The organism is Microbacterium sp. (assembly GCF_047607465.1).
Classification (GTDB): Bacteria; Actinomycetota; Actinomycetes; order Actinomycetales; family Microbacteriaceae; genus Microbacterium.
Genome location: NZ_JASGCY010000058.1, coordinates 45,079 through 58,737 on the forward strand (window position 1 = coordinate 45,079; position 13,659 = coordinate 58,737).

A 13,659-nucleotide genomic window follows, 5' to 3' on the forward strand; every position below is an offset into this window, starting at 1 on the left:
CCTCACCGAGAGCGACCGGACGCGACCTGTTTGGCCACGCCTGTCGTGTTGTAGCGGAATCGGGCCATCTCCACGGTTACCGAGTACTGGTCGGCAATGGCGTCGACGCTGGCTCCGCGACGGGCGGCCGAGACGAGCAGATCGCGCGGAAGCAGGAGTGTTCCGCCGAGCGCGGTCGCCTCCTCCTCCTCGTCCGGCTTGCAAGTTCGAAAGGGCATGCCGGCAAGCTCTCGGACCTCAGACAGGTCGTGTTCGAGGATGATGTGCGACAGCTCGTGGGCGATGTCACTGTTCTGGCGTCCGCGTCCCCGGATGGGGTTGACGACGATGATCTTGCGGTCGCGCACCTCGAACGTCGCGGCGGAGAAGGCGTATGCCTGAATGCGCTCCAGCTCCTCGAGTTCAGCCATCGGCACGAGTGTTGCGGCGTCGACGATCGCCACGTTGAGATGCCCCGCAAGCGCCCGCGGGTCGAGCGGATCGGCCGACGAGAGGGAGAGTTCCTGGCGGTAGCGCTTGGCCGTTCGTTCCGCGTTCGCCTTGAACCCGTGTTTCAGAGTCAAAGTCTTCCCGAGTCCACCAGCCGCTCGAGCTCCGAGTTCATGGTGCCCAGCAGCTTGTTCAGGCGCTCGGGTACCCCCGGCCGCAGCACGCTGGCGGCGCGGAGGTGACATGCGACGACGGGTTGGCCGGCGACGTTCTGAGCGAGCGCGTCGTACATCGTCCGAAGCACATCCGCGATCTTCCCCGCGGCTTCTGGCGCCAGCCGAGGGTCGGACGAAAGGTGGGAAATCGCAGCATCGACGCCGCTTTGCTCGCGCGGCGCGATCGGCGCGAAGAACTCGCTCGGCGGCACACCAAGCCACGCGCAGAGCAACATGAACGACGTGAGATCGGGCTGCGACCCGCTCTCGACGCGGGAGAAGGTGCTGAAGCTCACGTTAGCGTCCGCGGCCGCTTGACGGAGAGACAGCGATCCTCGGCGCTCGCGCAGCATGGCACCCAGACGCGCCAGGTCGAGGCGTTCGATCTCTCCGGCGGCCGCTTGGGGAAGGGCCTCGTTGCTCATTTCCGTCGTGCTCGATCGGTCAAGGGCATGTACTCAGCATAGCGCTGGATGAATCTTCGGTGAATCAGACACGCGTAGCGCTTGATGGACACTGCCGCTTTGCTGATACAATGAGAGGACACAGCAACCGCTCGCACTGCGGGCAGATTGGAGGCGGCCATGAGCGCCACCGACGTCCACAAGAAGTTCCAGATCTCGATCGACGGCAAGGAGTACACGACCCGAGACGACGACCAGGAGGCCGCGAGTCTGCTCCGTCTCGCCGGGCGCGACCCCAAGATGTACGACCTCGCCCGCCTCATCCCGGGCGGTGAGCCGAAGGTGTATAGGGACGGCAAGGTGCTCGACCTTCACGAGGGCGATGCGTTCATCTCGGTGAAGCAGCGCACCAAGATCACCTTCACGATCGACGGCGTGAGCTACACCACGAAGGACGACGACCAGGAAGCCGCCGCACTGCTCCGTCTCACCGGCCTCAACCCCGCGGAGTATGACCTCGCCCGCGTCCGCCCCGGACAGGACCCGAAGGTCTATAAGGACGAGAAGGTCCTCGACCTTCGCGAGGGGGACACCTTCATCTCCGTCAAGCAGAGCAGCCCCGTCGCCTGATGGCTGCCGAACAGAGCGCTCCGGTCGCCGCCTTCATCGCAGACCTCGCCGAGCATGGCATGCACGCCGAAGTTCAGGGCCCGGCCGTCGTCTACTCGGTGTACGCCGTGGCTGGAGCGCTCGCGGGGACGGAAGTTCCCACCGCCGTCAGCACGAGCGAGCTCGCCGGATGGCCCGCCGTCCCGCCGCACTGGCTCCATTTCGAGAACACGGTGCGGTTCGCGACGACGAACACCGACGCCAACGAGTGCCTCGACGGCTGGCTTCGCCACTCCCGCGACATCGGCGCATGGAGCACCGACCGCCCGCCCATCGTGAACTGGTTCGCTCACGTGCGCGGCGTGATCAAGGACGCGATCGCATGAACCTCTCCATCGCCATGACCGCCGAGGTGGCCACGGAGCTCGACCACCACCTCGCCCGAGATGACGGTCAGGAAGACGTCTGCATCGCGACGTACGTCTGGTCTACCGGTGCCGAACGCCGGACGGCGCTGCTTCGTAGCGTGGTGTTGCCCCGAGAGGGGGAGCGGTTTGTCCACGGCAACGCCGAGTTCACTGGAGGCTACGTCGTCCGGGCGGCTACTGAGGCGCGCGCAAGAGGAGAGGGGATTGTCCTCCTTCACTCGCATCCCGGCGCGCACGGCTGGCAAGGGCTCAGCGGCCCGGATCACAACACCGAGTCCGAGTACGAACGCGTTGCGCGGGCGATCACCGGCATGCCCCTCGTGGGAATGACGCTGGCCACGGCCGAGCAGGAGTGGTCGGGTCGGATCTGGCACGACCGCACCGCGCCGACCTTCGCTGAGTCCGTGCGCGTCGTCGGTGAGCGACTGAACGTTACATGGAACGATGCGGCTCGCCGCCGCCCGGTTGGGACCGCGTTCCAGCGCCGCACGATCGCTGCTTGGGGCGAACGCCGCCAGGCGAACATCGCGCGGCTCAGGGTGCTCGTCATTGGCGTCGGCAGCGTCGGGCTCGACGTAGTGGCGCGCCTTGCCGCTACGGGCATTGAGCACCTTGGCGTAATGGACATCGATATCGTCGAAGACCTCAACCTCGACCGCATGATCGGCGCCACCCGCGAGGACGCTCGCGTTGGCCGACGCAAGACCGAGGTCGCAGCGCGCATCGCTCGGCAGGCTGCGACCGCTGCCAACTTCACGGTCGCCGTCCACGACGTCAGTGCCACGACACCGCAGGGACTCGCAGCCGCTCTCGACTACGACATCATCTTCTCCTGCGTCGACCGCCCCTGGCCCCGAGGGGTACTGAACGTCCTCGCCTACGCGGATCTCATTCCGGTCATAGACGGTGGCATCGCACTCGACGCGCTCCCGAACGGTGAGATGCGGGGCGGAACCTGGCGGGCGCATGCACTCGTTCCGGGACGCCCCTGCATGGTCTGCAACGGACAGCTCTCGGTCAACGAACTCAGCCTCGATCGGGCGGGCCTGCTGGATGACCCCGAATACATCCGCCAGTCCGGGATCGACCCTGGACTCGGGAGCCCGAACGTTGCCGCGCTCGCCGCCTCCGTCAGCGCCGCGCTGCTCGCGCAGTTCGTCAGCCTCGTTGCCGCTCCCGCAGGTCAAGGAGTTTCGGCGCCGCTACGGTACATGCTCGCCCTCCACCAGCTCGAGCACCTTCCGGTCAAGAGCGGCGCGTACTGCCCATACGAGAACGCGACGGCTCACGGCGACGCGCGGCAGGCGCTCGCAGACGACACGCGAGAAGTGACCGTGCCGGATGGTGTCGCGAAGCGTTCGTGGTGGGCCCGGCTGATCGGCTCTGCGCGCCGAGCGTTTCGTAGCGACCCCGCGAGGCCTGCATAGGGCCTTCGGCCCCCGCCAACCAGGCTCCGTCAGCCTCTAGTGAGGGCTCAGAGTAGGGCGGCGACCTTCTCGGCGGTCTCCTTCGCGGATCCTGGGTTCTGCCCCGTGACGAGGTTGCCGTCGACGACGGCGTAGGAGACGAACGGCAGCTTCGCCTTCTCGTAGAGCGCGCCGCGTTTCTTCATCTCTTCTTCGGCGTTGTAGGGGACGAGCTTGTCCACACGCGCGAGCACTTCCTCCTGCCAGGCGAACCCGGTGACCTTCTTGCCCTCGACGAGCAGGGTCCCGTCGGAGAGGCGCGTGTTGAGCAGCCCGCAGTAGCCGTGGCAGACCGAGGAGACGATGCCACCGCGCTCCCAGATCTCGCGGGTGATTCGCTGCAGCCCCTCGCTGCCGGGGAAGTCGTACATGACGGCGTGGCCGCCGGTGAAGTAGATCGCGTCGAACTCGTCGGAGTCGATCTCGTCGGGACGCTTGGTGTTCTCCAGCAGCGCCATCTTGGCCGGGTCAGCGTGCCATGCCTTCGCGGTCTTGTCGTAGTTGGGGAACTTCAGCGCACGCGGTTCAAGGGGAACGTGGCCGCCGGCGGGGCTGGCGATGACCTGCTCAAACCCGTGCTCGGCGAACACCTCCCAGGCGTGAGTGAGTTCCGACAGCCACAGGCCGGTCGGGTGGGTCGGGTCGTCGTAGTGGCCGACGTTGGTGACGACGTGCAGGATGCGGCGGGTCATGACACTTCTCCTTGGTTCAGGGCGAGGATCGCGGCGATGGCGGCGCGGACGCGCGCTTCGACCTCGTCGGTGGGTTCGGGGCGGAGCTTGCCGTCCAGGTGCAGGAACGCCAGGCCATGCGCCACACTCCACAACGCCAGCGGCAGACCGGCTCCGTTCGCGGTTGGGAACAGGCGCACGACGACACCGCCCAATAGGTCGTGGAGCTGCCCGGAGGCTCGGACTCTTTCGCTGTCCAGATCGTCGCACTCGTTGCCAAACATCAGGTGGAACAGCGCAGGACGGCGCAAGGCGAAGCGTACGTACGCGACAGCGAGAGCGCTCAGCGTCTCCTGCGCTGACGCGGTGGCGGAAGCGTGAGCGAGTGCGGCAGTCAGAACTTCGTGCAGTTCGTCGAAGCCCCGCACCGCGAGCGCTGAGTCAAGAGCATCCCGGTCGGCGAAATGACGGTACGGCGCAGCGGGAGAGACGCCCGCCCGGCGGGCTACGGCACGCATCGAAGGCGTTTCGCCCGACTCCAGGCTCTCGATGGCCGCGGCGAGCAGCGCCGCGCGGAGGTCACCGTGGTGGTACGTCTTCTCGGTCGTCGACATCAGACCTCCCTTTCACTGTCAGCACCGCCGCAATGTATGCAGTGCTAACATAGCGCATGAACGAGAGGAACGCACCATGCAGACGATCTTGGGCGCGGGCGGACAGATCGCGATGGAACTCGCGCGTGAACTGACAGGCGCGCACAGCACGGAGCTGCGTCTGGTAAGTCGTAACCCGCGAAAGGTGAACGAGACTGACACGGTGGCGCGAGCTGACCTGCTCGATGCTTCGCAGACGGCCGCTGCGGTCGCGGGCAGCGATGTGGTCTACTTCACCGCGGGTCTGCCCGCGAACACGGCGCTGTGGGAGGCGCAGTTCCCGACGATGCTCCGCAACGCTCTGGATGCCGCACGCGCTGCGGGTGCGGCGTTCGCCTACTTCGACAACACGTATATGTACCCGCAGGACAACCGCGTGCAGACCGAGGACACGCCCTTCGCGCCCGTCGGGCCGAAGGGCAGAGTCCGCGCGGCCATGGCGGCAATGGTGTTGGAGGAGATGTCTCGTGGGGACATCCCGATGCTCATCGCCCGTGCACCCGAGTTCTACGGCCCCGGCAGGACCCAGAGCTTCACGAACGCCCTCGTTCTCGAACGACTCAAAGACGGCAAGAGGCCGCTCGTGCCAGTCCGCGATGACAAGCGCCGCACTCTCATCTGGACGCCCGACGCGAGCCGCGGGCTGGCCCTCCTCGGCAACACTCCGGACGCTTTCGGTCAGACTTGGCACCTTCCCGTCGCGACGGAGCATCCGACCTACCGCGAATTCGTCACCGAGGCGGCCGCTGCGTTCGGGCGCGAGCCCGGCTATACCGTGCTGCCGAAGTGGCTCTTGAGCGCAACGGCGCTTGTCTCACCGCTGGTGCGCGAGATGAGAGAACTCCTACCCCGATACCGGCACGACAACATCTTCGACTCCACCAAGTTCGCCTCTCGGTTCCCCGAGTTCGCTGTCACCAGCTACCGTGACGGGCTTGGAGCCATCAGCCAGTCTCAGTAGGGGCGCATCGTCGTCCCAGTGGGTGAGCCGGCGATTGGGGTCAGTCTCTCCGGCCGGAGTTCCTCATCCCGACTCCGGCCTCGATGAGCGCCTTCTTGATCGTCTTGTCGTTGAACCCGAGCCTCAGTGAGAGCTGACGTAGCGACTCTCCGGCCTCGTAGAGCCGTGCCGCCTCCTCGATCTGCGCCGGGGAAAGGCCGCGCGGTCGCCTCTCCACACCGAGACGGTTCAGGCGGTGATGGATCGTCCATTCGGTGGTGCCGACTTCACGGGCGATATCCACAGGCTTCATACCGCCCTTGTAGAGCTTGACGATCTGCTCGTTTTGGCTCATATTAAGGCGCGGAACAGCACGGTTTGGCGGCGAGTAGGCTCGCTCGACTCGTTCCTCAGCTGCACGCCTGCAGAGGTCGCGCAGCCTTGCTACCTCTGGGGACGAATTCAAGTAGCGTCCCAGTAGGCGCACACTGTGTTGAGACAGTGCCCCCGGTTCCTCGGAGCCGGGGGTTTTCTCATTCTCACCCGCCGTCGGTTCAGAGCAGGCTCGTGATCGCCGGGTCGCGCCGCGCGACCTCGGCGGCCGTCGTGATGATGGCGCGCCGCATGGCCGCGACCGCGATGGCCGGGGTGACGTCCGAGCGGTGTGCGAGGCTGATCGTGCGGGTCATCCACGGGTGCTCGAGGCGCACCGAGCGCAGGGCCGGGCGGTCCAGCAGCACCATGGCGGGTACGACGGCGACGCCGATGCCGCGCTCGGCGAAGCGCAGCACGGCATCCATCTCGGCTCCTTCCAGCACCGTGCTCGGGGTCAGGTTCGCCGAGCGCAAGGCGGCGTCCGTGGTCGCGCGCAGCGAGTAGCTCTCGTCGAAGGCGATGAGAGGAAGGGCGGCGAGCTCCTCGAGGGAGATCACCTCGGCGGCGGTCAGGGGCGCCTGGGAGGTGGATGACACGACCACGAGCTCCTCGGAGAGCAGCGCCGTGCGGGTCAGGCTGATGCCGGGCCTGGGCTGCGAGGCCGACTCGGTGATGAGGGCGATGTCGACGCCGCCGACGGCGAGCTGCTCGACGAGCAGGCGGGAGCCGCTCTCGGTGAGATGCAGCTCGACCTCGGGGTGGGCGCGGTGGAAGGAGCTCACAGCCTCCGCCACCAGGCCGATGAGGGTGGGCGGTGCGCCGAAGCGCACGCGACCCCGGCGCAGGCCAGCCAGCTCCCCCATCTCCTCGCGGATCGTGTCGGCCTCCGCCAGCATCCGCTGCGCTCGGGGGAGCAGGGTCTCGCCGGCGGCGGTGAGGGAGATGTTGCCGCGCGCCCGGTGGAACAGCTCAGCGCCGAGATCCCTTTCGAGGGTGGCGATCTGCCGGCTCAGGGACGGCTGAGTGAGGTGCAGACTCTCGGATGCTCGTGTGAAATGCCCGAGCCGTGCCACCTCGACGAAACTGCGGAGCTGCTCCAGATTCATGCCCGGAGTCTATCGTGATCACTCGAACTATGCATTGGCGACATAAGGTGACCCTAACTAGCGTCGAAGGCATGAGTACACGCGAACGTCAGTTCTCCACCACCGTCCTCGTCATCGGAACCGGAGGATCGGGCCTTCGTGCAGCGATCGAGGTCGCCGAGCACGGGGTCGACGTCGTCGCCGTCGGCAAGCGCCCCCGCCACGACGCGCACACCGCCCTCGCCGCGGGCGGCATCAACGCCGCCCTCGCCACCATGGACGCCGAGGACAGCTGGCAGCAGCATGCGGCCGACACCATCAAGGAGAGCTACCTGCTCGCCAACCCGCACACGGTCGAGATCGTCACCCGCGGTGCCGAGCGCGGCATCGGCGACCTCGAGCGATGGGGGATGGACTTCGCCCGCGAGGACGACGGGCGCATCTCGCAGCGGTTCTTCGGCGCGCACACCTACCGGCGCACGGCCTTCGCCGGCGACTACACGGGGCTGGAGATCCAGCGCACCCTCGTGCGGCGCGCCGAGCAGCTCGACGTGCCGATCCTCGACGGCGTCTACATCACCCGCCTGCTCGTGCGCGACGGCGTCGTGTTCGGCGCCTACGGCTTCGACCAGGCAGACGGCACCCGCTATCTCATCCACGCCGACGCCGTGATCCTCGCCGCAGGGGGCCATAACCGCATCTGGCGGCGCACCTCCTCGCGCCGCGACGAGAACACCGGCGACTCCTTCCGGCTCGCCGTCGACGCCGGAGCGCGCCTGCGCGACCCCGAGCTCGTGCAGTTCCACCCGTCCGGCATCCTGGAACCCGAGAACGCGGCGGGCACCCTCATCTCCGAAGCCGCACGCGGCGAGGGCGGCATCCTCACCAATGCCCTCGGCGAGCGGTTCATGGCGAAGTACGACCCGGAGCGGATGGAGCTGTCGACCCGCGACCGGGTGGCGCTCGCCGCCTACACCGAGATCGCCGAGGGGCGCGGAACTGAGAACGGCGGCGTCTGGCTCGACGTCTCGCACCTGCCGCGCGAGACGATCATGACCCGCCTGCCCCGCGTCTACCAGACGATGATGGAGCTGCAGATGCTCGACATCACGACGACGCCGATCGAGATCGCCCCGACGGCGCACTACTCGATGGGCGGCGTCTGGGTGCGTCCGGAGGACCATCAGACCGACGTCGAGGGCCTCTACGCGATCGGCGAGGCATCGAGCGGGCTGCACGGTGCGAACCGCCTCGGCGGCAACTCGCTCATCGAGCTGCTCGTCTATGGACGCATCGTCGGACAGGCCGCGATGGCGCATGCGGCGGGTCTCGACGCGCAGCGGCGGTCGGCGGATGCCGTCGGCGCGGCCCGCGCCGAGATCGACGACCTGCTGGCCGCCGATGGCACCGAGAACGTGCGGGCGCTGCAGCGCGCGATCCGCGACACGATGACCGCGCACGCCGGGGTGGTGCGTTCCGAGGAGGGACTGCGCGCGGGGCTCGTCGAGCTCGACCTCATCGAGGGGCGGATGGCCGACATCGGCATCCACCCCGACATCGCCGGTTTCCAAGACCTCGCGCACGCCTTCGACCTCAAGGCATCGGCGCTGGCGGCGAGGGCGACGATGGAGGCGGCGCTCGAGCGCCGGGAGACGCGCGGATGCCACAACCGCAGCGACTACCCCGACACCGATCCGACGCTGCAGGTGAACCTCGTCTGGTCGCCGCGCGACGGGGTGACCCGCGAGGCGATCCCGCCGATCCCCGACGAGATCGCCGAGCTCATGCGCGAGGTCGACACGGCAGGCAAGCTCGTCGAGTAGCCGTCGCGCGGCATCCGCCCCCGCGGCCGGGCGTACCCTGGAGAGGTGACAGCGTACGTCTCGGCCTTCGACTTCTTCTCCATCGGAGTGGGGCCATCGAGCTCTCACACCGTGGGGCCGATGAGGGCGGCGCTCGACTTCGCGCAGCGCCTCGACGCGACGGGTGCGCTGCCCCGCGTTGCACGCGTCGGCTGCACCCTGTACGGATCGCTCGGCGCCACGGGGATCGGGCACGGGACACCGGATGCCGTCGTCGCAGGCCTTCGCGGACTCGCCCCCGAGACCTGCGATCCCGCCGACGTGCGCTCGGCGTGGACCGACCTCCCCGATGACGCGACGCTGGCCGTGAACGGCGGCCACGGCATCCGCTTCTCGAAGACGGACATCGAGTTCGCGCCCCGCACGCGGCTGCCGGGCCACCCCAACGCGATGACGCTGACGGCGTGGGATGCGGTCGGCGCGATCGTGGCGGTGGACACCTACTACTCGATCGGCGGCGGGTTCATCCGGCGTGACGGCGAAGACGCGGAGCTCGCCACCGCCGCCCTCCCGTACACGTATGCCGATGCCGCGTCGCTGCTCGAATTGTGCGACGAGCACGGGCTCACCATCGCCGAGCTCGCGCGGCTCAACGAGACGGCGATGCGCTCGGAGGACGAGGTGGCCGCCGGTCTCGACGCGATCTGGAACGCGATGGCGGCCTGCGTGGAGGCGGGGCTGTCGGCCGAGGGCGTGCTGCCGGGGATGCTCAAGGTCAAGCGGCGGGCTGGGACGATCCGCGCCCAGCTCGAGGAGGCCGAGGCCGGCGGGCATCGTGAGCTCCCCGGGGAGTGGCTGGGCGCCTTCGCCCTCGCCGTGAACGAGGAGAACGCCGCGGGAGGGCGGGTGGTCACCGCGCCGACGAACGGCGCAGCCGGTATCCTTCCCGCCGTCGCGATGTACTGGTGGCGGTTCCTCGCCGATTCCGGTCTCGGCGCCGGGAACGCGGTGACGCCCTACGGGGAGCTCGTCGGCAGCGCGCTGCTGGGCTTCGACGCCGGTCCTTCCCTGTCGCCCCGCGAGCGCAGCGAGACGAAACGCAGCGACGACACCATCGCCGAGGCGAACCGCCGCCGCGGCATCCGTCGTTTCCTGCTCACCGCGACCGCGCTGGGCTCGCTGTTCAAGGCGAACGCCTCGATCTCTGGTGCCGAGGGCGGATGCCAGGCAGAGGTCGGATCGGCGTGCGCGATGGCCGCAGGCGGCCTCACCGCGGTGATGGGCGGCACGAACCGGCAGATCGAGAACGCGGCCGAGATCGCGATGGAGCACCACCTCGGCCTCACGTGCGACCCGATCGGCGGTCTCGTGCAGATCCCGTGCATCGAGCGCAACGCGATCGCGGCGTCGACCGCCGTCACCGCCGCGCGCCTCGCCCTGCGCGGTGACGGCAGTCACTACGTGTCGCTGGACGCGGTCGTCGAGACCATGCGGCAGACGGGGCTCGACATGTCGACGAAGTACAAGGAGACCAGCGAGGGCGGCCTCGCGGTCAACGTCATCGAGTGCTGACGTCGGCGGCTCGGGATAGCGTCGGAGTGTGGAGTCGATCTGGAAGCCGGGCAGCCGGCGACGACGCGAGCAGCCCGTGGTCGCGGTGCGGCCGAACGGCGACGCCCCGTCGTCGGGCGACGTCTGGCCGACGAGCATCCCCGCCGTCGCACAGGTGCTCCGTGAGGGCATCGATCTCGCACCGGGAGTGACTTTCCTCGTCGGCGAGAACGGCAGCGGCAAGTCGACCGTCGTCGAGGGCATCGCCGTCGCCTACGGGCTCTCGCCCGAGGGCGGGTCCCGGCAGGCGATGCACAGCACGCGGCCGACCGAGTCGCCGTTGTCGGAGTGGATCCGGCTCCAGCGCGGAGTCGGCGCGAGCCGGTGGGGGTTCTTCCTGCGAGCCGAGACGATGCACTCGTTCTACACGTACCTCGAGGAGAACCCGTCGATGAGTTCCCCCGACATCCCGTTCCACGAGATGAGCCACGGCGAGTCCTTCCTCGCCGTTCTCGGCAGCAGGTTCGACGAGCCCGGGTTCTACGTGCTCGATGAGCCGGAGGCGGCGCTGTCGTTCCAGTCGACGCTCGCGCTCATGGCTGTGATCCAGCGCATCGCCGACGACGGCGGGCAGGTGCTGTGCGCCACGCACTCGCCGGTGCTCGCGGCCCTTCCTGATGCGCGGATCGTGGAGGTCGGCCCGTGGGGGCTGCGGGAGTCGGCATGGGAGGATCTCGAACTCGTGCAGCACTGGCGCTCGTTCCTCGACGCCCCGCCGCGGTACCTGCGCCATCTGCTCGGCTGACCGTTGGCGCTGGGTAGGCTGACGGGCATGACCGAACAGGCGGCGCCCCGGCGTCGGGGACGGCCGCGGGGCGGCACGGACTCGCGCGAGCGCATCATCGCCGCCGCCGTCGACGAGTTCGGCGAGCACGGGTACGAGGCGGCGACGATCCGCGCGATCGCCGCCAGGGCCGGGGTCGATCCGGCCCTCGTGCACCACTACTTCGGCACGAAGGCCGATCTCTTCGCGGAGGCCATCGGCATTCCGCTGCGCCCCGACGTCGATGTGCCCGGCATCCTCACCGGCCCCCGCGAGGAGGTCGGCGCGCGCGTGGTGCGCTACGTGCTGGAAGCGTTCGAGCGGCCAGAGGTGCGCCGGCGCGGTGTCATGCTCATCCGCACCGCGATCAGCAGCAGGCTCGGCACCCCGCTGCTGGTCGGCTTCCTCTCGCGCGAGCTCATCGGCCGGGTGGCGCGGGCTCTCGACGTCGAGGACGCGCCGCTGCGGGCGAGCCTCGTGGCCTCGCAGATCGCCGGTCTCCTCGTCGGCCGTTACATCGTGAAGCTGCCGGCTCTCGTCGCGGCCGACGTCGACGACCTCGTCGCCCGCATCGGCCCGACGGTGCAGCGCTACTTGTTCGAGTGAGGGCGGCCGCGACCGGCATCCGCTCGTCCGACGTGGGGATTGCGCAGAGATCGCGACGAGAACATAATTCATCACATGATGAATAAATCGGCGGTGCGGATCACGGGGCTGCGCGTGCGGCGCGGGCGCACGGCGGTGTTCGACGGGCTCGATCTGACGATTCCGCAGGGCGAGATCACCGGACTGCTCGGGCCATCGGGCTGCGGCAAGACCACGCTCATGCGCTCGATCGTCGGCGTGCAGACGGTCGCCGGCGGCCGCGTCGAAGTGCTCGGCGAACTGGGCGGATCGCGCCGGCTCCGTCACCGCGTCGCCTATGGGACCCAGGGTGCGGCCGTGTACGGCGACCTCACGGTGCGGCAGAACCTGAAGTACGCGGCATCCCTGCTCCGTGCGCCGCGGGGCGATGTCGATCGGGTGCTCGACGAGGTCGGTCTGCGCGCGCAGGCGGGGCAGCTGGCCGCGTCGCTGAGCGGCGGGCAGTCCACCCGGGTCTCGCTCGCGCTCGCCCTCATCGGCTCGCCCGAGCTCATCGTGCTCGACGAGCCGACGGTCGGTCTCGACCCCGTGCTGCGTGCGGAGCTGTGGGCGCTGTTCCGTGCGCTCGCCGATCGCGGCGTCACGATGATCGTCTCGAGCCACGTGATGGACGAGGCGCTGCGCTGCGACCGTCTGCTGCTCATGCGCGAGGGGCGGGTGATCGCCGACACGACCCCGCGCGCGCTCCTGGAGGACACCGGCGCGCCCGACCCCGAGTCGGCGTTCCTGCGCCTCGTCCAGGGCGATCGGGAGACGCACGCGGCCACGCGCCGCTCGCTGCGGGAGGTGTCGGAATGAATGCGGGACGGATGCTGGCCACTGCGGGTCGCGTGCTGACGCAGCTGCGCCACGATCCGCGCTCGATCGCGCTCATGCTCGTCGCCCCGAGCCTGCTCGTTGGCCTGTTCGCCTGGCTGTTCAGCGATCAGGACGGCGTGTTCGACCGTTTCGGCGGCGCGATCCTCGCGCTGTTCCCGTTCATCGTGATGTTCCTCATCACCTCGATCACGACGCTGCGGGAGCGGCGGTCGGGTACGCTCGAGCGGCTGATGACGACGCCGCTGGGCAAGGCCGATTTCATCCTCGGCTACGCGCTGGCCTTCGCACTGCTGGCGCTGTTGCAGGCGGTGATCACGGTGTCGTTCGCGGTGGGCGTGTGCGGCCTCGACGTCGACGGCCCGCTGTGGCAACTGGGACTGGTCGCGGTGATCGATGCGCTGCTGGGCACGGCGCTGGGGTTGCTGGCGAGCGCGTTCGCGCAGACCGAGTTCCAGGCGGTGCAGTTCATGCCGCTCCTCGTCTTCCCGCAGATCATCCTGGGTGGACTGTTCATGCCGCGTGACCAGATGCCCGATGTGCTCGCTGCGATCTCAGACTGGCTGCCGCTGAGCTACGCGATCGACGCGGTGAACGCGGTCGCCGCGGGTTCCGATGGGTGGGATGTCAGCGGCCCCCTGCTCATCGTCGGGGCCTTCGCGATCGGCGCCCTGGCGCTCGCGTCGTCGACGCTGCGGCGCCGGACGCGCTGACGGCGAGGCGACGCGGGAGCGGATGCCGGCACGT

General features: G+C 68.7%; 16 protein-coding genes. 10 read left to right on the plus strand and 6 right to left on the minus strand.

Going from position 1 to position 13,659, the window contains the following annotated elements; genetic code table 11:
• Positions 1-2: 2 nt before the first annotated feature.
• Positions 3-443 (minus strand): ImmA/IrrE family metallo-endopeptidase, encoded by a 441-nt coding sequence (locus tag QM568_RS07815; protein ID WP_415137512.1) that lies wholly within the window; start codon positions 441-443, stop codon positions 3-5.
• 116 nt (positions 444-559) lie between these two features.
• Complete coding sequence (locus tag QM568_RS07820; RefSeq protein WP_415137514.1) at positions 560-1,069, minus strand: helix-turn-helix domain-containing protein; 510 nt, start codon at positions 1,067-1,069, stop codon at positions 560-562.
• Positions 1,070-1,228: 159 nt separating this feature from the next.
• Between QM568_RS07820 and QM568_RS07825 the strand changes: the two genes are divergently transcribed.
• The 3 genes from QM568_RS07825 to QM568_RS07835 are packed head-to-tail and all read left to right on the plus strand — an operon-like array spanning position 1,229 to position 3,512.
• Positions 1,229-1,678 carry a hypothetical protein gene (locus tag QM568_RS07825; protein ID WP_415137516.1) on the plus strand — a complete coding sequence of 150 codons (450 nt, stop codon included), beginning with the start codon at positions 1,229-1,231 and terminating at the stop codon, positions 1,676-1,678.
• Positions 1,678-2,043 carry a hypothetical protein gene (locus QM568_RS07830; protein WP_415137518.1) on the plus strand — a complete coding sequence of 122 codons (366 nt, stop codon included), beginning with the start codon at positions 1,678-1,680 and terminating at the stop codon, positions 2,041-2,043. The genes QM568_RS07825 and QM568_RS07830 overlap by 1 nt, the downstream gene beginning before the upstream one ends.
• Complete coding sequence (locus QM568_RS07835; RefSeq protein ID WP_415137520.1) at positions 2,040-3,512, plus strand: ThiF family adenylyltransferase; 1,473 nt, start codon at positions 2,040-2,042, stop codon at positions 3,510-3,512. The genes QM568_RS07830 and QM568_RS07835 overlap by 4 nt, the downstream gene beginning before the upstream one ends.
• Positions 3,513-3,559: 47 nt before the next feature.
• Here QM568_RS07835 and QM568_RS07840 read toward each other — a convergent pair whose 3' ends face one another.
• Both QM568_RS07840 and QM568_RS07845 read right to left on the minus strand, forming a co-directional pair.
• The gene (locus QM568_RS07840; RefSeq protein WP_415137522.1) at positions 3,560-4,243 is read right to left on the minus strand and encodes a type 1 glutamine amidotransferase domain-containing protein; all 684 of its coding nucleotides are present in this window, start codon (positions 4,241-4,243) and stop codon (positions 3,560-3,562) included.
• Positions 4,240-4,836, minus strand: coding sequence for a TetR/AcrR family transcriptional regulator (locus QM568_RS07845; protein ID WP_415137524.1), 597 nt, complete (start codon positions 4,834-4,836; stop codon positions 4,240-4,242). Before QM568_RS07845 ends, QM568_RS07840 begins: the two co-directional genes overlap by 4 nt.
• 76 nt (positions 4,837-4,912) lie before the next feature.
• Here QM568_RS07845 and QM568_RS07850 point away from each other — a divergent pair, with 76 nt between their 5' ends.
• Complete coding sequence (locus tag QM568_RS07850; RefSeq protein WP_415137526.1) at positions 4,913-5,836, plus strand: NAD-dependent epimerase/dehydratase family protein; 924 nt, start codon at positions 4,913-4,915, stop codon at positions 5,834-5,836.
• Between the two features lie 40 nt (positions 5,837-5,876).
• Here the strand turns inward: QM568_RS07850 and QM568_RS07855 are convergent, their stop codons facing one another.
• Positions 5,877-6,170 carry a hypothetical protein gene (locus QM568_RS07855; RefSeq protein ID WP_415137528.1) on the minus strand — a complete coding sequence of 98 codons (294 nt, stop codon included), beginning with the start codon at positions 6,168-6,170 and terminating at the stop codon, positions 5,877-5,879.
• Positions 6,171-6,369: 199 nt separating this feature from the next.
• Entirely contained in the window at positions 6,370-7,296 is a 927-nt protein-coding gene (locus QM568_RS07860) for a LysR family transcriptional regulator (protein ID WP_415137530.1), read from the minus strand.
• 71 nt (positions 7,297-7,367) lie between these two features.
• On the opposite strand from QM568_RS07860, the gene QM568_RS07865 reads away from it, so the two are divergent.
• The 6 genes from QM568_RS07865 to QM568_RS07890 all read left to right on the plus strand — a co-directional run bounded on the left by QM568_RS07865 (position 7,368) and on the right by QM568_RS07890 (position 13,625).
• Positions 7,368-9,098, plus strand: a complete 1,731-nt coding sequence (locus tag QM568_RS07865) for an L-aspartate oxidase (RefSeq protein WP_415137532.1) — start codon at positions 7,368-7,370, stop codon at positions 9,096-9,098.
• Positions 9,099-9,143: 45 nt separating this feature from the next.
• The gene (locus QM568_RS07870) at positions 9,144-10,649 is read left to right on the plus strand and encodes an L-serine ammonia-lyase, iron-sulfur-dependent, subunit alpha (protein ID WP_415137534.1); all 1,506 of its coding nucleotides are present in this window, start codon (positions 9,144-9,146) and stop codon (positions 10,647-10,649) included.
• 28 nt (positions 10,650-10,677) lie between these two features.
• Entirely contained in the window at positions 10,678-11,433 is a 756-nt protein-coding gene (locus QM568_RS07875; protein WP_415137536.1) for an AAA family ATPase, read from the plus strand.
• A gap of 27 nt (positions 11,434-11,460) precedes the next feature.
• Positions 11,461-12,057, plus strand: a complete 597-nt coding sequence (locus QM568_RS07880; RefSeq protein WP_415137538.1) for a TetR family transcriptional regulator — start codon at positions 11,461-11,463, stop codon at positions 12,055-12,057.
• Positions 12,058-12,132: 75 nt separating this feature from the next.
• A complete protein-coding gene (locus tag QM568_RS07885) occupies positions 12,133-12,894 on the plus strand; it encodes an ABC transporter ATP-binding protein (RefSeq protein ID WP_415137540.1) in 762 nt (253 codons plus the stop codon).
• The gene (locus QM568_RS07890; RefSeq protein ID WP_415137542.1) at positions 12,891-13,625 is read left to right on the plus strand and encodes an ABC transporter permease; all 735 of its coding nucleotides are present in this window, start codon (positions 12,891-12,893) and stop codon (positions 13,623-13,625) included. Before QM568_RS07885 ends, QM568_RS07890 begins: the two co-directional genes overlap by 4 nt.
• Positions 13,626-13,659 lie beyond the last annotated feature (34 nt).

Coding starts and splice junctions, on each gene's coding strand:
- QM568_RS07820 (WP_415137514.1), bottom strand. CDS start 1,069: ATGAGCAACGAGGCCCTTCCCCAAGCGGCCGCCGGAGAGATCGAACGC.
- QM568_RS07835 (WP_415137520.1), top strand. CDS start 2,040: ATGAACCTCTCCATCGCCATGACCGCCGAGGTGGCCACGGAGCTCGAC.
- QM568_RS07830 (WP_415137518.1), top strand. CDS start 1,678: ATGGCTGCCGAACAGAGCGCTCCGGTCGCCGCCTTCATCGCAGACCTC.
- QM568_RS07890 (WP_415137542.1), top strand. CDS start 12,891: ATGAATGCGGGACGGATGCTGGCCACTGCGGGTCGCGTGCTGACGCAG.
- QM568_RS07880 (WP_415137538.1), top strand. CDS start 11,461: ATGACCGAACAGGCGGCGCCCCGGCGTCGGGGACGGCCGCGGGGCGGC.
- QM568_RS07840 (WP_415137522.1), bottom strand. CDS start 4,243: ATGACCCGCCGCATCCTGCACGTCGTCACCAACGTCGGCCACTACGAC.
- QM568_RS07855 (WP_415137528.1), bottom strand. CDS start 6,170: ATGAGCCAAAACGAGCAGATCGTCAAGCTCTACAAGGGCGGTATGAAG.
- QM568_RS07885 (WP_415137540.1), top strand. CDS start 12,133: ATGATGAATAAATCGGCGGTGCGGATCACGGGGCTGCGCGTGCGGCGC.
- QM568_RS07865 (WP_415137532.1), top strand. CDS start 7,368: ATGAGTACACGCGAACGTCAGTTCTCCACCACCGTCCTCGTCATCGGA.
- QM568_RS07845 (WP_415137524.1), bottom strand. CDS start 4,836: ATGTCGACGACCGAGAAGACGTACCACCACGGTGACCTCCGCGCGGCG.
- QM568_RS07825 (WP_415137516.1), top strand. CDS start 1,229: ATGAGCGCCACCGACGTCCACAAGAAGTTCCAGATCTCGATCGACGGC.
- QM568_RS07860 (WP_415137530.1), bottom strand. CDS start 7,296: ATGAATCTGGAGCAGCTCCGCAGTTTCGTCGAGGTGGCACGGCTCGGG.
- QM568_RS07850 (WP_415137526.1), top strand. CDS start 4,913: ATGCAGACGATCTTGGGCGCGGGCGGACAGATCGCGATGGAACTCGCG.